The 21763-nt window shown below is 64.5% G+C and carries 15 protein-coding genes and 1 pseudogene; all 16 read left to right on the top strand.

The genetic code is table 11. The annotated features are described in order from the left end of the window. Positions 1-8: 8 nt before the first annotated feature. A pseudogene (locus tag ARC78_RS13465) lies at positions 9-758 on the top strand (chemotaxis protein CheW); the annotation flags it as partial. A 102-nt stretch (positions 759-860) separates the two neighbouring features. Then, positions 861-1169, top strand: coding sequence for an STAS domain-containing protein (locus ARC78_RS13460; protein WP_054656754.1), 309 nt, complete (start codon positions 861-863; stop codon positions 1167-1169). After that, complete coding sequence (locus ARC78_RS13455) at positions 1166-1531, top strand: response regulator (RefSeq protein WP_054656753.1); 366 nt, start codon at positions 1166-1168, stop codon at positions 1529-1531. Before ARC78_RS13460 ends, ARC78_RS13455 begins: the two co-directional genes overlap by 4 nt. 34 nt (positions 1532-1565) lie before the next feature. Then, on the top strand, positions 1566-3533 hold the full coding sequence (locus tag ARC78_RS13450) for a chemotaxis protein CheA (RefSeq protein ID WP_054656752.1): 1968 nt from the start codon (positions 1566-1568) through the stop codon (positions 3531-3533). A gap of 91 nt (positions 3534-3624) precedes the next feature. Next, positions 3625-4797, top strand: a complete 1173-nt coding sequence (locus ARC78_RS13445) for an OprO/OprP family phosphate-selective porin (RefSeq protein WP_057506485.1) — start codon at positions 3625-3627, stop codon at positions 4795-4797. A 236-nt stretch (positions 4798-5033) separates the two neighbouring features. Continuing rightward, a complete protein-coding gene (locus ARC78_RS13440; RefSeq protein WP_054656751.1) occupies positions 5034-7274 on the top strand; it encodes a methyl-accepting chemotaxis protein in 2241 nt (746 codons plus the stop codon). Positions 7275-7529: 255 nt separating this feature from the next. After that, positions 7530-9782: a methyl-accepting chemotaxis protein gene (locus tag ARC78_RS13435; RefSeq protein ID WP_057506484.1), complete on the top strand. Its 2253-nt coding sequence runs from the start codon at positions 7530-7532 to the stop codon at positions 9780-9782. A 112-nt stretch (positions 9783-9894) separates the two neighbouring features. After that, positions 9895-12465 (top strand): methyl-accepting chemotaxis protein, encoded by a 2571-nt coding sequence (locus ARC78_RS17045; protein WP_145974347.1) that lies wholly within the window; start codon positions 9895-9897, stop codon positions 12463-12465. Between the two features lie 156 nt (positions 12466-12621). Further along, a complete protein-coding gene (locus ARC78_RS13425; RefSeq protein ID WP_054656747.1) occupies positions 12622-13395 on the top strand; it encodes a flagellar brake protein in 774 nt (257 codons plus the stop codon). A gap of 89 nt (positions 13396-13484) precedes the next feature. Beyond that, positions 13485-13976 (top strand): chemotaxis protein CheW, encoded by a 492-nt coding sequence (locus ARC78_RS13420; protein WP_054656746.1) that lies wholly within the window; start codon positions 13485-13487, stop codon positions 13974-13976. A 116-nt stretch (positions 13977-14092) separates the two neighbouring features. Continuing rightward, entirely contained in the window at positions 14093-14479 is a 387-nt protein-coding gene (locus tag ARC78_RS13415) for a hypothetical protein (protein WP_054656745.1), read from the top strand. A gap of 90 nt (positions 14480-14569) precedes the next feature. Next, positions 14570-16948, top strand: a complete 2379-nt coding sequence (locus ARC78_RS13410; RefSeq protein ID WP_057506482.1) for a methyl-accepting chemotaxis protein — start codon at positions 14570-14572, stop codon at positions 16946-16948. Positions 16949-17064: 116 nt separating this feature from the next. Beyond that, on the top strand, positions 17065-19233 hold the full coding sequence (locus ARC78_RS13405) for a methyl-accepting chemotaxis protein (protein ID WP_054656744.1): 2169 nt from the start codon (positions 17065-17067) through the stop codon (positions 19231-19233). A gap of 9 nt (positions 19234-19242) precedes the next feature. Next, on the top strand, positions 19243-20094 hold the full coding sequence (locus ARC78_RS13400; protein ID WP_057506481.1) for a CheR family methyltransferase: 852 nt from the start codon (positions 19243-19245) through the stop codon (positions 20092-20094). Continuing rightward, positions 20091-20696, top strand: coding sequence for a chemoreceptor glutamine deamidase CheD (cheD, locus tag ARC78_RS13395; protein ID WP_057506480.1), 606 nt, complete (start codon positions 20091-20093; stop codon positions 20694-20696). Before ARC78_RS13400 ends, cheD begins: the two co-directional genes overlap by 4 nt. Next, positions 20693-21754, top strand: a complete 1062-nt coding sequence (locus ARC78_RS13390) for a protein-glutamate methylesterase/protein-glutamine glutaminase (protein ID WP_054656743.1) — start codon at positions 20693-20695, stop codon at positions 21752-21754. Before cheD ends, ARC78_RS13390 begins: the two co-directional genes overlap by 4 nt. Positions 21755-21763 lie beyond the last annotated feature (9 nt).

Below are 21763 nucleotides of genomic sequence, written 5' to 3'. Positions count from 1 at the left end.
TGCAGACCGTAGTACCGGCCGCGCCTGCGGCAGCGGTCGAGGCCATCGCCATGGCGCTGCCGGCTGTACCCGAGCCCAAGCCCGAACCGGAACCCGAACCGCTGCCAGAACCCGCAGCGGCAGGGCCGACAACGGCGTCCGAATCCGAGCCAGCTCCCATCGTCGATGCGGCGCCGGTCACCGTCGCGCCGGCCGTCGCCGCTCCCGCGCCTGCGACAGCCCCCCCGCCGCGCATGGCGGCGGCGATGCCGCCCGCCCCGGGGACTGGCAATGCCTGGGCCACCTTGCAGGCGCAGGCCCGCGAGGCCTACCAGCCACGCCAGCGCCGTGCCAGCGAGCGCACCTCGCGCTGGCTGCGGTTGCGCTGCGGCGGCCAGACCTATGCGCTGGAACTGCTCAAGGTCCAGGAAGTGGTCCTGCCGGTGCCGCTGCTCGGTCTGCGCGGCACCGCGCCCTCGATGCTGGGCATCATGAACCTGCGCGGCCAGGTGGTTCCGGTGATTGATCTGGGCCTGCACCTGGGCTTTGCACCGATCATCGAGGACAGCCAGACCCGCATCGTGGTGCTGGAAGAGAACGGCGACACCTTGGGACTGCGCGTGTCGGCGGTGGAGGACGTGGCCAACCTGACCGACTCCCAGATCGAGCCACCCGATACCGCGCGCATCTGCCAGATTTCCAACGCGCTGTTCCGTGGCGTGGCCCGCCTTGGCCGGCAACCGATGATCCTGCTGGATGCCGCGCAGCTGCTGCACTGACCCCGGCGCCGCTGCCCTGCCGGCCATCCGGCGCGGCGACAGCGCTAAAGATGCGCCAGAAGCGGCCGCTAATTGCCCTAGTAACGTTCGTCCGGAGCAATGATGAGCACAGTGGCACTGGCACAGGATCTCGGCATCGAGACCAGCAGCGATTTGAAACAACAGCTTGCCCCCTATCTGGAACAGACCGGCGAGCTGCGCGTGGATGCCAGCCAGGTCGGCCGCATCCACACCGCGGCCGTGCAGGTGCTGTGCGCCTTTGTGATCGCCCGCCGCCAGGCAGGCCACAGCACCGTCTTCGACAACGGCACCAACACCTTCCTCGACGCCGCGCGACTGCTCGGCGTCCTCCAGACCTTCGGGCTGGAAGCAACCTCTGATCAACTGAAATCTGTGGAGAACGCCGCATGAGCGCACGTATCTTGGTGGTGGACGATTCGGCGTCGATGCGCCAGATGGTCTCTTTCGCCCTCACTTCGGCCGGCTATTCCGTCGAGGAGGCCGAAGACGGCGCCGTGGCCCTGGGCCGCGCCAAAGGCCAGCGCTTCAACGCGGTGGTGACCGACGTGAACATGCCCAACATGGACGGCATCTCGCTGATCCGCGAGTTGCGCCAGCTGGCCGACTACAAGTTCACCCCGATGCTGATGCTTACCACCGAATCGGCGGCCGACAAGAAGTCCGAAGGCAAGGCCGCCGGCGCTACCGGCTGGCTGGTGAAGCCGTTCAACCCCGAACAGCTCGTCGCCACCGTCCAGAAAGTCCTGGGCTGATCGCCCTCCCCGCCCCCCACCACGGAACCCGCTGATGAGCATGGACCTGCAACGTTTCCACGCCACTTTCTTCGAAGAAAGCCGCGAAGGACTGGACGCAATGGAAGCTGGCCTGCTGGCGCTGGAAGGCGGGCAACTGGATCCGGAGATCATCAACTCGGTGTTCCGCGCCGCCCACTCGATCAAAGGGGGCGCCGGGACGTTCGGCTTCGACGCCATGGCCAATCTGACCCATGTGCTGGAAACGCTGCTGGACGAGCTGCGTGCCGGCAAGCGGGCACTGGAACCGGCCGCCATCGATGCGATGTTGACCTCGGTGGATGTGCTGCGCGCGCTGCTGCGGGAAGTGGAGCATGGCCAGCCGGCCGATCCGCAGGCCGTGCAGGCCGTGACTGCCCGTCTGCAGGCCGTGCTTTCCGGCCAGGCCGCCCCGGTGGCCGCCGCCAAAACCGAAGACGAAACCCCGGACGGCTGGCAGATCGGCTTCACCCCGGCGCCGTCACTGTTCATGAGCGGCAACGACCCGCTGCGCATCATCCGCGAACTGGAGACCCTGGGCTCGTTGCAGGTGGCCGCGCGCGTGGAGCGCCTGCCCGGCTTCAACCAGCTCGATCCGCTGGAAGCCTACCTGGCCTGGGATCTGGGCCTGATCGGCAAGGTGCCACGCAGCAAGATCGAAGACACCTTCGCCTGGGTGGTGGACGACTGCGAGCTGGATATCCGTCCGGCCGCACCGCCGAGTCTGGCGATGCCGGCTGCCGAGAACGGTGCTGTCGCCGAGCCGGCGCGTTCACCGGCCGCCGCGGCCACCCCCAGCGGCAACAGCCACGAAGCCGAAAGCTCGATCCGTGTCAGCGTGGACAAGGTCGATGCGCTGATCAACCTGGTCGGCGAGCTGGTCATCACCCAGGCCATGCTCAAGCAGGTGTCCGGCGGCCTGGATCCGGTCCACGCCGAACAGCTGTTCGCCGGGCTGGACCTGCTCGAACGCAACACCCGCGACCTGCAGGAAGCCGTCATCAGCGTGCGTATGCTGCCGGTGGACGCCGTGTTCCGCCGCTTCCCGCGACTGGTCCGTGACCTGTCCTCGCGACTGGGCAAGCAGGTCCGCCTGCGCACGATCGGCGAAGGCACCGAACTGGACAAGGGGCTGATCGAGAAGATCGCCGATCCGCTGGTCCATCTGGTGCGCAACTCGATCGACCATGGTCTGGAAATGCCCGACGTGCGTCGCGCCGCCGGCAAGGACGAGACCGGCACGATCACCCTGGCGGCCTCGCATCAGGGCGGCCATATCGTGATCGAAGTCAGCGACGACGGCCGCGGCCTGAACCGCGCCAAGATTCTGGAAAAAGCCTACGAGCGCGGCCTCAACGTGCCCGACAACCCGACCGATCCGCAGGTCTGGGATCTGATCTTCCAGCCCGGCTTCTCCACCGCCGATGCGGTGACCGAGCTGTCCGGACGCGGTGTGGGCATGGACGTGGTCCGCCGCAATATCCAGGCGCTGGGCGGCGAAGTGCAGCTGGAAAGCAATACCGGCGCCGGCACCCGTGTGCTGATCCGGCTGCCGCTGACCCTGGCCATCCTCGACGGCATGACCGTGTCGGTGGCCGGTGAAACCCTGATCCTGCCACTGGCCTACGTGCTCGAAGCGCTGCAGCCCCAGGCCGATGACATCCGCACCATGGCCGGCGAAGGCCGTGTGCTGCGCGTGCGGGGCGAGTACCTGCCAATCCTGTCGCTGAGTGAGCACTATGGCTACAGCGGCCGGACCAATGCCGATCCGCTGGTGGTCGTGGTCGAGGGCGATGGCCAGAAGATCGCACTGGAAGTGGATGAACTGGTCGGCCAGCAACAGGTGGTGGTCAAGAACATCGAGAACAACTATCGCCGCATCGCCGGCGTCTCCGGCGCCACCATCCTCGGCGATGGACGCGTGGCGTTGATTGTCGATATCGGCGGACTGGTCCGCTCGCTGCGCATGCAGCAAGCCGCCTGAGCCACGGCTGATCATCCCCGTTCCATCCGCAGCGCCATGATCTTCCGGTCATGGCGCTTCTTCTTGTGCATTTTCCCTGCCGTGGATCCGCATGAAACGTATCGCCCTGCCCTGCCTGCTGTTGTGCGTGACCCTGCCCGCCGCGGCCCAGACCCAGACATGGCCCCCCCGGCTGAAAACCGCCAGCGGCGACGAGCTGACGCTGACCGGCAACGTCGCCTACGACGCCGCCGATTTCTCGGGAAGCGGACATGCCGGTGCCGTGCTGCATGACGACACCGGTTGGCGCCGAAAGGAGTTCGGCATCGGCTACAAGCGCGCCGGCCGCTATGACGTCACTGTCGGCTACGACTTCCAGTCAAAGACCTGGCTGGATGTGGCGCTGCGCCTGGAGACCAAGGCACTGTTCGGTCGGGACCTGGGCAAACTGCGTCTGGGCCAGAGCAAGATGGCAGTGGGATTCGAGGGGGCGACCGCATCACGTGCCGGCAGCTACATCGAAGCCTCGCTGCCGACCCAGGCGTTCTATGAAAGCCGCCGCACCGGTGTGGACTGGGCATACGAGCAGCCTCTGTACATCCTCAACGCCGGGTACTACTTCGGCTCCGATCTGCAGGGCAACAACCGGGGCGACACCGCTGCGGCGCGGTTGGCATGGACACCCTGGAAGGCATCGGGAAACGTTCTCCACCTGGGCGTGTCCGCCTCGAAGGAATCCCCGGAAGGCGAAGTCGACGGACGCGACCAGTACCGCGCACCCACCGCCCGTTGGCGGGCGCGTGCCGGTTCAGCGCTGACCACCGACCGGCTGGTCGACTCGGGCACCCTGCGGGACATCCAGCAATTGCAGCGTCGGGGGATTGAAGCGCTGTGGATCAACGGGCCGTGGTCGCTGCAGGGCGAATACCAGCAACAGACGGCCCGGCGCGGCAGCGGCCTTCCGGACTACCGCGGGTATGGCGGCTATGCCAGCGCCAGCTGGCTGGTGACCGGCGAATCCCGTCCGTACTCCGCCGGCAATGTCGGCAACCCCAAACCGGGCCATCGCCATGGCGCAGTCGAACTGCTGCTGCGCCGCGATCACCTTGATCTGGACGACGCCGGCATCGCCGGCGGTCGCGCCAGAAGCTGGACGCTGGGTGCCAACTGGTACCTGGGGCCGAACCTGAAGTTCCAGGGCAACTACGTCCGTGCCGACGCCCGGCGGGCTGGGTCCCACGTCGACCCGCATCTGCTGAGCCTGCGCGCACAGCTGCATTTCTGACCACCGCAAAAACCCTGACCGCCGCGCCACCGCGCGGTCCTGGGCGGCAGCCGGCGCCTTCGCAACGCCCTTTCGCGGCCGCACTTCAGGAAATTCCGCGCGCGCCGCTACCCGTATCAGCCCGGCTGCCACCGGGCAAAGAACGCGCTTTCGAACACCTTTTCTCTCCCCCGTTGTGCCCGATCTGGCGCTTCTGGCGGGCATGCCCTACCTGTAGTCGATTCGGAGAGTCTGTAATGGAGTTCTTTCGCAACCTCACGATCGCACGGAAACTTGCGATCGCATTCACGCTGACAACACTGACCACCATTGTGCTGGGCGGTTTTGCCCTGTTGCGACTGGATGCCGCCAACAACCAGCTGCAAGCCGTCAGCAACCGCGACATGCCGTCGGTGCAATACATGGGCGAAATCCGCTCCCAGCTGGGCGAGTACCGCACCTTCGAGATCGCCCAGCTCACCCGTCTGAACGAGCCCGAGGCGGTCGCCGACTACGACCGCCGCATGTCCGAGATCGAAGATGCTGTCGCCAAACTCAAGACCCGCTATGAAGCGCTCCACAGCGACAGCCAGGAAAAAGCCCTGTACGCCAAGGTCGCTTCCGCGCTGGAAGACTATTTCGCCGCGCACCGCCTGATCGAACAGGCCCTGGCCAGCGGTGATCCGGTCAGCGCGCAGGCGGTCTCCGACGAGCAGTCCCGCCCCAAACGCCGGGTACTGTTCGATGCCTTGAAGGCCTTGAACGAGTACAGCGTCGCCACCCTCGACAGCCAGATCGCCAACGCCAACCGCAGCCACAGCCGTAGCAGCATGGCCATCGTGCTGTCGATCATTGCACTGGCACTGTTGTCAGCCGGGTTGGGCATGCTGATTGTGCGTGCCATCGTACGGCCCCTGGGTGATGCCGTCCGCGTCGCCAACGATGTGGCCGCCGGCAAACTCGAAGGAAGCATCGACAGCTCGCGGCAGGACGAAGTGGGCAAGCTGCTCAGCGCGATGCAGCGCATGCAGGCCCAGCTGCGGGCGGTGATCGATGCACAGGTTGAAATGTCACGCCAGCACGATGGCGGCAGCATCAGCTACCGCATCGACGCCGATGCCTTCCCTGGCGACTACAGGGTGATGGTGGCCGAGACCAACAATCTGGTCACCAACCATATCAACGTGAAAATGCAGGCCATCGGGATCGTCCAGCGCTATGCCATCGGCGACCTGACGCCGGATATGCCGGTGTTGCCAGGCGAGAAGCGTGTCATCACCGACACCATGGCGACGATCAAGCAGAACCTGGCCGCCATCAACAGCGAGATCAAGCGCCTGGCCTCGGCCGCGGCCGTCGGCGACTTCAAACAGCGCGGCGATCTGGACGCCTACCAGCACGATTTCCGTGACATGGTGGCCGGCCTGAACAGCCTGATGGAAACCACCGATGACAACCTGCTGGAAGTCTCCCGACTGCTGCAGGCCATCGCCAGTGGCGACCTGAGCGCGCGGATGCACGGCCAATTCCATGGTGTGTTCGCCACCATGCGCGACGACGCCAATGCCACGGTCTCGCAGTTGACCGGCATTGTCGGCCGCATCCAGCACGCGGCATCGAGCATCAACCAGGCCGCCGGCGAGATCGCCACCGGCAACCAGGACCTGTCGCAGCGGACCGAGCAACAGGCCGCCAACCTGGAGGAAACCGCCGCCTCGATGGAGGAGTTGACCTCCACCGTGCGCCAGAACGCCGAATCGGCCCGCCAGGCCAACCAGCTGGCCATCGGCGCGCACACCGTCGCCTCACAGGGCGGTGAAGTGGTCGGCCAGGTGGTGGCCACGATGGATGCCATCGAGGGTTCATCGAAGAAGATCGCCGACATCATCTCGGTGATCGATGGCATCGCCTTCCAGACCAACATCCTGGCGCTCAACGCGGCGGTGGAAGCGGCGCGCGCCGGCGAACAGGGCCGCGGTTTCGCCGTGGTCGCCAGTGAAGTGCGTACCCTGGCCCAGCGTTCGGCCGCGGCTGCCAAGGAGATCAAGGAGCTGATCGATGCATCTGTGCAGAATGTGACCGGCGGCAGCAAGCTCGTCCGCCAGGCCGGCACCACCATGGGCGAGATCGTCTCTTCGGTGCAGCGCGTGACCGACATCATGGCCGAGATTTCCGCCGCCTCGCAGGAGCAAAGCGCAGGCATCGAGCAGGTCAACCAGACGGTGATGCAGATGGACGAAACCACCCAGCAGAACGCCGCGCTGGTGGAGGAAGCCACCGCCGCCGCGCGCGCGATGGAGGAACAGGCCCGGTTGCTGGCCGCTGCTGTGGCGGTATTCCGTTTGGATGCCACCGCTGCCCCCGCGGCGATGGCACACGTGCACCGTGCCCCGGCGATTCCCGCACTGAAACCGGCACGGCAGCCGCGCGCGATGACCGCCAATACACGTCCACTCCCGCTTCCCTCCAGCAACGAGGACAGCTGGCAGGAATTCTGAAACCCGCCGCAGCCGTGTTCGTCGCGCTTGCAGCCCTCGCCCCTTCGGGCGGGGGCTTTTTACTTCAGAAACAGGCCCCTCATGTCGCCGCGCATTCACGCAAGTGATTATTTTGCATAGACATTTCGGACCATCCAAAAGCGTCTTTTACTCAAGCGACACCGTCCCAAGTCGCTATCAGTCCAGGCAACGACGAAGCCGCCTCCCCAGCAGCCTCGGCCCCCTCCCCTGTTCCGATACGAGCACCCGATTCCCATGAAGTGGTTCCTTGACCTTCCCATTGCCCGAAAGCTGGCAGTGGCATTCACCGTAACGACGCTGATGACCATCGCCCTGGGCGTGTTGTCTTTGATGCGCCTGTCCGCACTGAACACGCAGCTGGAGGCGATCCGCGACAACTGGATGCCGGCGGTGGAACATCTGGGCGAAATGCGCGCCTCGCTGGGCGAGTTCCGCACCTTCGAGCTGGCCCGCATCGCCCGCAGGAACGATCCGCAGGAGGCCGACCGTTTCATCGCGCAACTGGCCAGCGCCCGCAGCGTCATCGAGAACGCCGAGAAGGCCTATGACGCGATTCCCAGCGAATCCAGTACCAACGAGCGTGCGATCTACGACCGCGTCATCGCCGCACGGGTAGCCTATTTCGCTGCCCATGAACGTCTGGCTGCGGCCTTGGATGAGCGCGACCATGATGCGGCGGAACTGATCTCGACCACAGAGTCGAATCCGGCGCGCTACGCCCTGTTCGGTGCGGTCAAGGAGCTGTCGGACTACAACATCAAGCATCTCAACCAGCAGATCGATGAGACCAGCGCCATCTATCGCAACACCGTGATTGTCACGCTGGTCGTGATGACGGCACTGGTACTGCTGGCCGTACTGCTGGGTTGGGCAATCGCCCGCTCCATCGTCAGTCCACTGCGCAATGCCAGCCAGGTCGCACACGCCATCGCCCGCGGCCAGCTCGACAACCGGATCCTGATTGAGGCCCGCGATGAATCCGGCCAGCTGCTGCAGAGCATGGACGAGATGCAGAACCAGTTGCGCGCGGTCATCACCGCCCAGCGCGAGATGGCCACACTTCACGACGAGGGCCAGATCAGCTTCCGCATCGACCACAACCGTTTCCCCGGCGACTACGGGCTGATGGTGGCCGAACTCAACGCCCTGGTCGGCAGTCATATCGATGCGGCCAACGCGGTCAGCGCGCTGATGGGGCGCTATGCCATTGGCGACCTGAGCGAAAACTTCCTGCGCTTGCCCGGCGAGAAGGCGGTGCTCACCCAGACCATGGATACGGTCAAGGCCAACCTGCTGGCCATCAGCAACGAGATCGGCACCTTGAGCCAGGCGGCGGTGCGCGGCGATTTCTCCGCACGCGGCGACGAATCGCGCTTCCAGTTCGGCTTCCGCGACATGGTGTCGGACCTGAACCAGCTGATGGCCCGCTCCGATGCCAACCTGCACTCCCTGTCGGTGCTGCTGCAGGCCATTGCCGAAGGCGACCTGACCCAGCGCATGCAGGGGGATTTCCAAGGGGTATTCGCGCAGATGCGCGACGACGCCAATATCACAGTGGAAAAACTGACCGATATCGTCAGCCGTATCCAGGGAGCCGCAGGCAGCATCAACCTCGCCGCCAGCGAGATCGCCACCGGCAACCAGGACCTGTCGCAGCGTACCGAGCAGCAGGCCGCCAATCTGGAGGAAACCGCCGCCTCGATGGAGGAACTGACCTCCACCGTCCGCCAGAACGCCGAGCATGCCCGTCAGGCCAACCAGCTGGCGATCGGCGCGCATACCATCGCGTCCCAGGGGGGTGAAGTCGCCCTGCAGATGGTCACCACCATGACCGCGATCGAGCAGTCGTCGAAGAAGATCGCCGACATCATCACGGTGATCGACGGCATCGCTTTCCAGACCAACATCCTGGCGCTCAACGCCGCGGTGGAAGCGGCGCGTGCTGGCGAACAGGGCCGCGGTTTCGCCGTGGTCGCCTCGGAAGTGCGCACCTTGGCACAGCGTTCGGCCGCGGCCGCCAAGGAGATCAAGACCCTGATCGATGACTCGGTGGAGAAAGTGTCCGAAGGCTCCGCACTGGTGCACCAGGCCGGCACCACGATGGGTGAAATCGTCGGCAGCGTACAACGCGTGACCGACATCATGGCCGAGATCTCCGCCGCCTCGCAGGAGCAGTCGGCCGGCATCGAGCAGGTCAGCCAGACCGTGATGCAGATGGATGAAAGCACCCAGCAGAACGCCGCGCTGGTGGAAGAAGCCACCGCCGCCGCCCGCGCGATGGAAGAACAGGCCAGCGCCCTGAGCCAGACGGTCGCGCTGTTCCGGCTCGACAGCCGTCATGCCACGAATGGAATAGCACCAGCAGGTAGCAAGCTGACGGCAAAAGCATCCCGCGCGACAACCAGAGCTCCGATCAAGCCAGCACTTCGCAAAACCGTGCGCGCAGAGCAGGCAATGATCGACGCCGGCAACTGGCAGGAGTTCTGAACGACACCGTAGCCCCGCCAGACGGGGGGCTTGGGTCTTTGCTGAGCGTGATGGTCCTCGTTGCAACCGATATCGGGAAACCAACAAGGAACTGACCCCGCAGCAGCCAGCCTTGCTCCAACCGGATCAGCCAGGACAGGAACCTCGCGTAAGAAAGTGGCTGAGAACCGCGCGCAGAACGCCAGCACGGTGGATATCACTGCAGAAACCCGGCGCCCTGCCGATATCAGGGCGCTGGGGAGCGTTCCGCGAGGAACCAACGTTCCCCGCCGCCCCTTCTTTCGACTCAAGTGCATCCGCCATGAAGTCAAGTCTGTTGCTCCGTGCGTTCCGCAATCTACCTTTGAAAAAGAAGTTCATGCTGATGCTCGCGGTACTGGCTGTCGGCATCGTCACGCTGTGCGTTGTCACCGCACAGCGCAACCACTCCGAGCTGATCCAGAACGAGCGCAACACACTGCATACCCGGGTGGAAGCGGCGCTGGCGTTGGCAAACCGTTACGCTGACCGCGCCGAAGCAGGCGAGCTGAGTGAAGACCAAGCGCAGCACCTGGCCCTGTCCGCACTTGAATCGCTGCGCAGCGCCAACGGCAGCGATTACGTCTGGGTCAATGACCTGCATCCCACCATGCTGATGCACCCCCACCAGAAGGCACTGAACGGCACAGACCTCAGCAACTCGACAAGTGCCGATGGCAAAAAGATCTTCGTTGAGATGGCCCGTCTGGGCCGCGTCAGCGGCGGTGGCTTCCTCGATTACACCTGGCCCAAGCCCGGCACCGATGCCGCCGTGCAGAAAATCTCCTATGTCGGCCTGCACAAACGCTGGGGCTGGATCATCGGCAGCGGTGAATACACCGATGATATTGAAGCCCGCGCCTGGAGCTTCACCCGTGCGCTGATTATTGCCTGCACGCTGGTCATGCTTTCCGCCCTGCTGCCGTGCCTGTATATCGCCCGCTCGATACTTGGTCCGCTGTCCGCCGCATCCAGGGCCGTTCGCGCAGTTGCCGAAGGCGATCTTTCAGTGCGTCCCCTGCCTGAAGCGTGTGACGAGATTGGGCGGATCCATGCCGACATCGGCCACATGGTTGTGCAGCTGCGCTCGCGCAATGAGCGCGACCAGGCGTTGGCCACCGAGAACCTGCGCATCCGTACCGCACTGGATGATGTCACCACCAACATCATGATCTCCGATGCGGACCTCAACATCCTCTATGCCAACCGGTCACTGTTCCAGATGCTGGAAAAGGCCGAACACGATATCCGCCGCGACCTGCCTGCATTCAACACCACAACACTCATCGGCGCCAATATCGACAGCTTCCACAAGAAGCCAGCACATCAACGGCACGTACTGGGTGAGCTGCGTGGCACCCACCGTGGACAGATCTCGCTCGGCGACCACGTGCTGCGACAGATCATCAACCCGGTCCGCGACGCCGAAGGCACCCTGCTCGGCTTTGTCGTGGAGTGGGCCGACCGGACCGAGGAGGTTCGGGTCGAACGGGAAGTCAGCCACATCGTGGAAGCCGCCGCGCGCGGCGACCTGTCAAAACGCATCGGACTGGAAGGCAAGGAAGGGTTCCTGCTGCAGCTTTCAGATCAGCTCAATGGCTTGCTGGAAACCTTCAACGGCAGCATCGGCCAGGTCTCGAGGGTACTGACAGCGTTGTCCAGCGGCGATCTGACCCAGCGCATGCACGGCGACTTCCATGGCGTGTTCGCGCAGATCCGTGACGATGCCAACACCACCATCGCGCAGCTGACCACGATCATCGGCGATATCCAGGGCGCAGCATCGGGCATCAATCTTGCCGCCCATGAAATCGCTAGCGGCAACCAGGATCTGTCGCAGCGCACCGAGCAGCAGGCCGCCAATCTGGAAGAAACCGCCGCCTCGATGGAGGAGCTGACCTCCACCGTCCGCCAGAATGCCGAACACGCACGTCAGGCCAACCAGTTGGCCATCGGCGCCCATGGTGTCGCCTCGCAAGGAGGCAAGGTGGTTACCCAGGTAGTCACCACCATGACGGCGATCGAACAGTCGTCGAAGAGGATCGCCGACATCATCTCGGTGATCGACGGCATCGCCTTCCAGACCAATATCCTGGCACTGAACGCCGCGGTCGAAGCCGCTCGCGCGGGCGAACAGGGTCGCGGCTTTGCCGTGGTGGCCTCAGAAGTACGTGGTTTGGCCCAGCGCTCGGCCGCAGCGGCCAAGGAGATCAAAAGCCTGATCGACGACTCCGTGGAAAAGGTGTCCGAAGGCTCCGCACTGGTGCGCCAGGCCGGCGCCACCATGGACGAGATCGTCGGCAGCGTTCAGCGTGTGACCGACATCATGGCCGAGATCTCGTCCGCCTCGCAGGAGCAGTCGGCCGGCATCGAGCAGGTCAACCAGACCGTGGTACAGATGGACGAGACCACCCAGCAGAACGCCGCGCTGGTGGAAGAAGCCACCGCCGCCGCCCGCGCGATGGAAGATCAGGCCAACGCACTCAGCAAGGCCGTTGCGCTGTTCCAGCTGTCAACGACCGTGCCAGCTCCCGTGGCAAAGGTCGCCAAGGTTGCGAGCAAAATACCGAGCGATGCGGCACGCGCACGGCCGGTGCTGCGCGCGAAAGCCCCATCAGCGCCTCGTTCTGCGATCACAAGCGGCCAGGACTGGAGCGAGTTCTGATGCACCGTCGTGGAGGTGCCCCGGCACCTCCACGGCCGCAGATCGGCCCGGGACGCGTTACGGACCGGGCTAAAGCAATGGGAAAAGTGGCCGATATCACAGTTTGGCGCTATAGATAGCGTCTCCTGCAGCCCTTGGCCTACTTGCTTCCCGATCATGTCCGAGCTTGTACAGACCACCGCCAGCACTCCCTCCTTCGACGGCAATCTCTATGCCGACGACAAATACATTGTCCGCAATCCGCGCCAGATCCAGCTCCTGCTGCAGGCCCTGATCGACCAGCGCGCCACGGTGACGGCCCACCCGGAGGGGCGCGAGAACGGATTCCCGACAGCCGTGCTGGAGCTGGACGGCGACACCCTGCTGCTCGACGGCAGCCCGCTGGCGGCAGTCAACCGCGATGCCGCCAATGCGGGCTACCTGCTGTGCTTCGCCCTGGTGGACAAGGTCACCGTGCGCTTCCGTCTGCCACAGCTGGAACGCATCGAGGAGCACGGCCGGACCGCGTTCCGCGTCGAGGTACCGGACGAGATCCACCACCTGCAGCGCCGCGACTTCTATCGGCTGGAAACGCCAATTGGCGATTCCCCGCACTGCACCCTGCCCATCACCGGCGATGAGGAACCACGCGCCTGGCGGGTGGTCGATATCAGCGCCGGTGGCATCGCCCTGCTGTTCCCCGCGGACACCGTGCCACTGCAACTGCAGCAGCGCTATCGCGGCTGCGAACTCCGGCTGCCCGACACGCCGCCCATTCCCGTCACACTGATCGTATGCAACCAGCGGCTGCAGAAACAGCCCAACGGCAGCGAGCAGCTGCGCGTCGGACTGCGCTTTGATGACCTGCCGCGCGGCGCCGACGCGATGATCCAGCGCTACATCTTCCGCGTGGACCGCGAGCGCAAGGCCCGCCTGAACGGCGACTTCTGAGGCGCGGGACCTAAAGTCCTGGCGGCAAACGCCGATACCGGAGCTGTACCCAGCTCCGCACCGGCTCGACGCCAAGACCAGGAACCGCCATGAACGACACCCGCACGCTCGCCGCCAGCACTGGCGGTGAATACCTCAGCTTCACTCTCGGCAACGAGCACTACGGCGTGGATATCCTGAAAGTGCAGGAAATCCGCGGCTACGATTCGGTCACGCGCGTGCCCGATGCCCCCCACTACATCAAAGGCGTGATCAATCTGCGCGGCACCATCGTCCCGGTGATCGACCTGCGCCTGAAACTGCGCCTGGACGAGGCCCGCTACGACGCCTTCACCGTGATGATAGTGCTCAACGTCGAAGACCGGGTGGTCGGCATCGTGGTGGACAGCGTCTCGGACGTGATTCCGCTGACCGGCGACCAGATCCGCCCGACCCCCGAGTTCGGCGCTGCCGTCGACACACGGGTCATTTCCGGCATCGGTACGCACGACGACAAGATGCTGATCCTGCTGGATATCGAGACCCTGCTGGACATCACCGACCTCGGCCAGACCACCGCCCTGGAAGAAGCGTCCGCCTGAAACTGCGAATTGCATCGCATTTCCAAGCACATCCCTCAAGCACCGGCTCTCGCGGCCGATAGCGACATCATGTCCGCCTCCCCGCGGAACCCCAACACGCCATCCCGGAGATACCGATGTACAAGCATCTGACCCCGCTGCTCACGGCTGCTGTTCTGGCCACCGCCTCGTTCAATGCCGCCGCCGACACCGCGGAGATGATTCCGCCGGAAAACGCCGCGCGCTTTGCCGGCAAGGACGGCATGGTCTGCGGAAAAGTGGAAAAAGCCCGCTACGCGGAAGGTTCCGAAGGCCAGCCGACGTTCCTGCACATGGGCGGCGCGTTCCCGCGCCACACCTTCTCCGCCCGCATCGCCGGTGCCAACCGCGGGAAATTTGGTTTCCCGCTGGAATCGCTGGAAGGCAAGACCGTCTGCGTGATCGGCAAGATCCAGCGCGACGCCTCACGCGCCGAGATCGAGGTCACCGCACCATCGGGCTTGAAGCTGGCAAACATCAAGTAAACCGCATATCCCGCCAGCCATCATGCCGATGGCTGGCGGCATCGCCTTTCTGCCACCTCGGCAGCGTTTGTCACCGGAGATCTCACACTCATGCAGTGGATCCAATCCCTCAAATTGATGCCGAAGCTGATGCTCACCTTCGGCATCGTCCTGCTCTTGATGCTGGTCCAGGGCATCGTCGCCTATCGCGGCCTTAATTCACTGGACAACGTCACCACCGATCTGGTTGAAAGGCGCATGACTGGCCTGCGCACCATCGGTGAGTTGTCCAGCAAGGTCGGCGAGTACCGCAACGCTTTCTATCAGGGCCTAGTCCGCGCCAGTGACGATGTGAAAGCCGATGCAAAAACCCGCGCCACCGAGCTGCGCGGACAGATCGACGAAACCATCGCCAGCTATTCCAAACAGATCGACACGCCGGAACGGCGCAAGCTGTTCGACACCTTTGTCACCGACTGGAACGCCACCAAAGCGTCCTACGACTCGGTGACCGAATTGCTGGATCTGGATCTGCCGGACGATGCCGTCGACACCTTCGTCAGCGATACGCGTCTCCTGCACCGTAAAACCACCGCCTCGCTGGGAGCACTGTCAAACGACTCGAATGCCAGTGCCCAGGCAGCCAGTGAGCAAGCCGCCGCCACCTATACGTCCTCGACGGCGATGACCATGGCCACCGTCGTGATCGGCATCGGTGCCGGCCTGCTGCTGGCGTGGCTGTTCGCCCGCTCGCTGGTCGGCTCGATGCGCAGTGCGGTGAACGCCGCCGATGAAATCGCCAACGGCAAACTCGACGGCATTATCGATACCCGGCGCGCAGACGAAGTCGGCGACCTGCTGCGTGCCATGCAGCGCATGCAACGCGACCTGCGCGAACGGATCGAACGTGATCAGATCATCGCCAATGAGAACCTGCGCATCCGCACCGCGCTGGACTATTCCTCGACCGGCGTCTATCTGACCAACCCGAAGCTGGAAATCGTCTATGCCAACCGTGCGGTGCAGGAAACCATGGACCGCTATGTGGAAGACCTTTCCCATGCGTTGCCGCACTACAACACCGCCACGCCGCTGATGGGCAAGCTCGTCACCGAGCTGGAACCCGGCGGTGAAATCAGCAGCAATGTCCTGGGCACACTCGACAAGACCGGTGTCATCAAACGCGACCTCACTTTCGGCAATGCCCATTTCGCCCAGACCGTCTCGGTCATCCGCGACAATGATGGCGTCGCCGTGGGTCATGTCGTGGAGTGGCGTGACCGCACCACCGAAGCCATGGTGGAAAAGGAAGTGGCCAGCGTGATCGAAGCGGCGGCCGCCGGCGACCTGAGTGGCCGTATCGGCACCACCGACAAGGACGGCTTCTTCCTGCAGCTGGCCAGCCAGTTGAACAGCCTGCTCGATGCCAACGCCAGCAGCCTGGAGCAGATTTCCAGCTTGTTGTCGGGCCTGTCGCAAGGCGATCTGACTGTTCGCATGCATGGCGATTTCCAGGGTGTGTTCGCCACCATGCGTGACGACGCCAATGCCACCACCGAGCAGCTGTCAGGTATCGTCAGCCGCATCAAGCAGTCGTCGGCCTCGATCAACTCGGCGGCCACCGAGATTGCCAGCGGCAACAACGACCTGTCCCAGCGTACCGAGCAGCAGGCCGCCAATCTGGAAGAAACCGCCGCCTCGATGGAGGAACTGACCTCCACGGTACGCCAGAACGCCGAGTCGGCCCGTCAGGCCAACCAGTTGGCCATCGGTGCGGCATCGGTCGCCTCGCAAGGCGGTGAGGTGGTCGGCCAGGTGGTGACCACCATGAGCCAGATCGAGCAGTCCTCGAAGAAGATCGCCGAGATCCTCTCGGTCATCGACGGCATCGCGTTCCAGACCAATATCCTGGCCCTGAACGCGGCGGTGGAAGCTGCACGTGCCGGTGAGCAGGGTCGCGGCTTTGCGGTCGTGGCGTCGGAAGTGCGTACGCTGGCACAGCGTTCGGCCGCTGCGGCCAAGGAAATCAAGACGCTGATCGACGAATCGGTAAGCAAGGTTTCCGATGGTTCGGCTCTGGTGCGCAAGGCCGGCTCCACCATGGGCGAGATCGTGGCCTCGGTACAGCGCGTGACCGATATCATGGCCGAGATCTCCGCCGCTTCGCAGGAGCAGTCGGCCGGCATCGAGCAGGTCAACCAGACCGTCGTGCAGATGGATGAAACCACCCAGCAGAACGCTGCGCTGGTGGAAGAAGCCACCGCTGCGGCACGCTCGATGGAAGAACAGGCCGGCCACCTGGCCGACGTGGTGTCGGTGTTCCAGCTGGAGGAAAGCCAGCTGGAGACCCGCGCGCCGTCCACCATCGCCGCTGCCCAACCTGTGCCGCGCAAGCCGGCCCCTGCCCCGGAACCCACGCCACGGCGCCGCAGCGCCAGCCCCAGAACCGCAGTGGCCGAACTGGCCGACTCGGACTGGCAGGAGTTCTGATCCACCCAAAACCCCGGCAAACGCCGGGGTTTTGCTTTGATGACGCTCAACTTTTCCTTGACAGCGCCGATACACAGGTATCCCGCTTACGCCCTGCTGCCCACAACCTCCTGTCAATGAATATCTATCGTCTCTGGTCGAGTTACATCAGCAACATCTCCGTACGCGGCAAGCTGAACCTGCTCACCGTACTGATCGTACTGGGCGTCATTGCCCTGTCGGTGATCGCCGCACGCATGCAGTACGTGGACCTGTATGAAACACGCAAGGACACGCTGCGCACGCAGGTGGAGCTGAGCTACGGCGTGCTGGACCACTATGCCCAGCTCGCCGAGAACGGCAGCGTGCCACTGGCCGACGCGCAGGAGCAGGCCATCGCCGCAGTGCAGGCCATGCGCTCGGATGGCGACGTCAACTACTTCAACATCTATTCCACCGATTACACGGTCCTGATGCATCCTTTCCGCAAGGATCTGCTCGGCAAGCCGATGAAGGACTTCCGCAGCGAGGACGGGGTGGCCGTCTACTTCGAACAGGTGGAGGCGGCCAAACGCGGCGGTGGCTATGTCGGCTACACATGGGCCAAACCCGGTCACGAAGAGCCGGTGGAAAAACTCGCCTACGCCGGCATGTACAAGCCGTGGAACTGGATCGTTTCCAGCGGTGTGTACATGGACGATGTGCAGTCGCAGGCACTGAGGTTCACCGCGATCATGACCGTGGCGGGTGGTTTTCTGGTGCTGCTGGTCGTGGCGCTGAGCTGGATCATCGGCAACCGTATCGTGCTGCCCCTGCGCAACGCCACCGCTGTTGCCAACGCCATCGCCCAGGGCCGCATGGACAACACCATTGCCGCAGCCACCCGCGATGAGACTGGCCAGCTGCTAGACAGCATGCGGCGCATGCAGGACCAGTTGCGCGCGGTGATCGATGCCCAGAATGAAATGGCCCGCCAGCACGATGCCGGCGCCATCGGCCACCGCATCGACGCCAGTGCCTTCCCGGGCAGCTACGGGGTGATGGTCGCCGAGACCAACACGCTGGTCGCAAGCCATATCGACGTGAACATGCAGGTCATCGCCATCGCCCAGCGCTACGCCATTGGCGACCTGAGTCCGGACATGCCGCTGCTGCCGGGCCAGAAGCGTGTCATCACCGAAACCATGGCGACGATCAAGCAGAACCTGGCCGCCATCAATGGCGAGATCAAGCGCCTGGGTAGCGCGGCCGCCGCCGGCGACTTCAGCCAGCGTGGCGACGAAAGCCGCTTCGAACATGACTTCCGCGAAATGGTGGAAAGCCTCAACGCCATGATGCAGGTCAGCGACCACAATCTGACCCGGATATCGGATCTGCTGCGCGCCATCGCCCAGGGCGACCTGACCGTACGCATGGACGGCAAGTTCAATGGCGTGTTCGCCCGGATACGTGACGATGCCAATGCCACCGTCGACCAGCTCGCAGGCATTGTCGGCCGCATCCAGAACGCCGCGTCCAGCATCAACCTGGCCGCCTCGGAGATCGCCACCGGCAACCAGGACCTGTCGCAGCGCACCGAGCAGCAGGCCGCCAATCTGGAAGAAACCGCCGCTTCGATGGAGGAACTGACCTCCACGGTGCGCCAGAACGCCGAGCACGCCCGCCAGGCCAACCAGCTCGCCATCGGCGCCGCGTCGGTCGCCTCGCAGGGGGGCCAGGTGGTTCATCAGGTGGTGACCACGATGAGCGGGATCGAGACCTCCTCCAGGCGCATCGCCGACATCATCTCGGTGATCGACGGCATCGCCTTCCAGACCAACATCCTGGCGCTCAACGCCGCGGTGGAGGCGGCGCGGGCCGGCGAGCAGGGCCGCGGTTTCGCCGTGGTCGCCAGTGAAGTGCGCACCCTGGCACAACGCTCGGCCGGTGCCGCCAAGGAGATCAAGGGGCTGATCGATGATTCCGTCGAGAAGGTGTCCGAAGGCTCGACGCTGGTGCACCAGGCCGGCGCCACCATGGGCGAGATTGTCAGCAGCGTGCAGCGCGTGACCGACATCATGGCCGAGATCTCCGCCGCCTCGCAGGAACAGTCCGCCGGTATCGAGCAGGTCAACCAGACCGTGGTGCAGATGGATGAAACCACCCAGCAGAACGCCGCCCTGGTGGAGGAAGCCACCGCCGCCGCGCGCTCGATGGAGGAACAGGCGCTGCTGCTGGACGAGGCGGTGTCCGCATTCCGCTTGACGGCAGAGGCCGGCCCATCCGCGCGGATGAACGCCACCCACACCCTCGCACTGGCCAGCTGACGCCGGATCATGACGACACTTCACTCCCCCAGCGCCGGCCGGGATTTCGAGTTCGACGACCGGGATTTCCGTCGCGTGTGCGAACTGATCCACCAGCGGGCCGGCATCGCGCTGGCACCGGCAAAGCGCGACATGGTGTACGGCCGCCTGTCCCGCCGTCTGCGCGTATTGGGCCTGCGGGACTTCAAGGACTATCTGGACAAGCTCGAACAGGACGGTGGCGACGAGTGGCAGGCGTTCACCAACGCACTGACCACCAACCTCACCTCGTTCTTCCGCGAACCGCATCACTTCGAGCGTTTGCACGACGAGCTGCGCGAACGCGCCGCTCACGCACCCTTGAATATCTGGTCCTGTGCGGCGTCCACCGGTGAGGAACCCTATTCGATCGCCATCACCGCCTGCGAGGCGTTCGGCAGCCTGACGCCGCCGGTGCGCATCCTCGCAACGGATGTGGACACGCAGGTGCTGGCGACCGCCGCGCAGGGCGTGTATCCGATCGAGCGTATCGCCGCGCTGGAGCCTGCAGTGAAGAAGCGCTACTTCCAGCGGGGCACCGGTCCCCATGAAGGCAAATGCCGGGTGGTGCCGGCGCTGCGCGCACTGATCGATTTCCGCCCCCTGAATCTGCTGACCCCGCGCTATGACGTGGGCGGACCGTTCGAGGCGCTGTTCTGTCGCAACGTGATGATCTATTTCGACAAGCCGACGCAGCGGGCGATCCTGTCGCGACTGGTGCCGCATCTTGCCGAAGATGGATTGCTGTACACCGGCCACTCGGAGAACTACCTGCACGCCGCGGATCTGATCCAGCCGTGCGGTCGCACCCTGTACCGGCGCGCGAAAGGAACCCGTGCATGAAGTCCAGCACCCGCCACGACGACGGCGTGATGCGCTACCGCGACAGTCGTTTCCAGACGATTGCCGCCAAACTGCTGCCTACCCAATACCTGGTGGTCGATGACGACACCGCACTGACGACGACGCTGGGTTCGTGCGTGGCCGCCTGCATCCGCGATCCCATTCTCGGTATTGGCGGCATGAACCACTTCCTGCTGCCCGACGGCACCGTAAGCGACGGAGCTCCTGCGCGCTACGGCAGCTATGCGATGGAACTGCTGATCAACGATCTGCTCAAGCGCGGCGCCAACCGCAAGCGGCTGGAAGCCAAGGTCTTCGGCGGCGCCAACGTGCTCAAGGGATTCACCAGCAACCCGGTGGGCACCCGCAATGCCGAGTTCGTCCGCCAGTACCTGCTGGCCGAGAAGATTCCGGTCATCGCCGAGGATCTGTGCGGCATCCATCCGCGCAAGATCTGGTTCTTTCCCATCACCGGCCGGGTGGTGGTGCAACGTCTGCCACATGCCCATGATGATGCCGCCGCCGTTGCCGCAACCGAATCGGCCGTCCGCGCGCAGCTCTCGCGCACGCCGGTCAGTGGTGGCGTGGAGTTGTTCGAATGACGCTGCAGCCTCCCTGCCGCGTGTTGATCGTCGACGACTCGGCGCTGGTGCGCCAGCTCCTGTCGGAAATCCTCGCACGCGATCCTGGCATTGAAGTGGTCGGCACCGCCGCCGACCCGCTGCTCGCCCGCGAGAAGATCAAGCGCCTGAATCCGGACGTGTTGACCCTGGATGTGGAAATGCCGCGCATGGATGGACTGGCATTTCTGGAAAACCTGATGCGGCTGCATCCGCTGCCGGTGGTGATGGTTTCCTCGCTGACCGAGCGTGGTGCCGACACCACCCTGCAGGCGCTGGCGCTGGGTGCCGTGGATTTCATCGCCAAGCCCAAACTCGACGTCGCGCGCGGACTGGAAAGCTACGCGGACGAGCTGTGCGAAAAGGTAAGAGCGGCGGCGCGTTCGCGCGTGCGGGCAATCGGTGCGCACCCCGGAAACCGTCGCCTGTCCGCACAAAGCACTGTCCCGGCGCCCACCCGTTTTCGCACCACCGACCGGCTGATCGCAATCGGCGCCTCGGCCGGTGGAACCGAAGCGCTGCGGGTGGTGCTTGAAGGCATGCCTGCCGACGCACCGGCGATAGTGATAACACAGCATATTCCCGCCAGTTTCAGCAGGGCCTTCGCCGAACGCCTGGACCGGCATTCGGCCATGTCGGTGCGCGAAGCGACCGACGGCGAAGCCATCCTGCCGGGCCACGCCTATCTTCCACCGGGCGGACGGCATCTGCGCATCATCCGCGACGGTGCGCGCTGGCGCTGCCGGATCGATGATTCCGCTCCGGTCAACCGGCATAAACCGGCAGTCGATGTCCTGTTCCGCTCCGTCGCGCTGGCCGCAGGTGCCAATGCCATCGGCGCGATTCTTACGGGGATGGGCGACGATGGCGCGCGGGGGCTGCTGGAGCTGAAACAGGCCGGCGCACCCACACTTGTGCAGGATGAGGCCACCAGCGTTGTCTGGGGGATGCCCGGCAGCGCGGTACGTCTGGGCGCAGCGGAGGAGATGCTGCCGCTGGAGCAGATCGCCAGCCGGCTGGTCACGCTTTCCCAGTCCTGACAGTCCCCA

It is taken from the genome of Stenotrophomonas pictorum JCM 9942 (genome assembly GCF_001431585.1).
Classification (GTDB): domain Bacteria; phylum Pseudomonadota; class Gammaproteobacteria; order Xanthomonadales; family Xanthomonadaceae; genus Stenotrophomonas; species Stenotrophomonas pictorum.
This window is presented reverse-complemented; position numbering and strand designations above follow the sequence as displayed.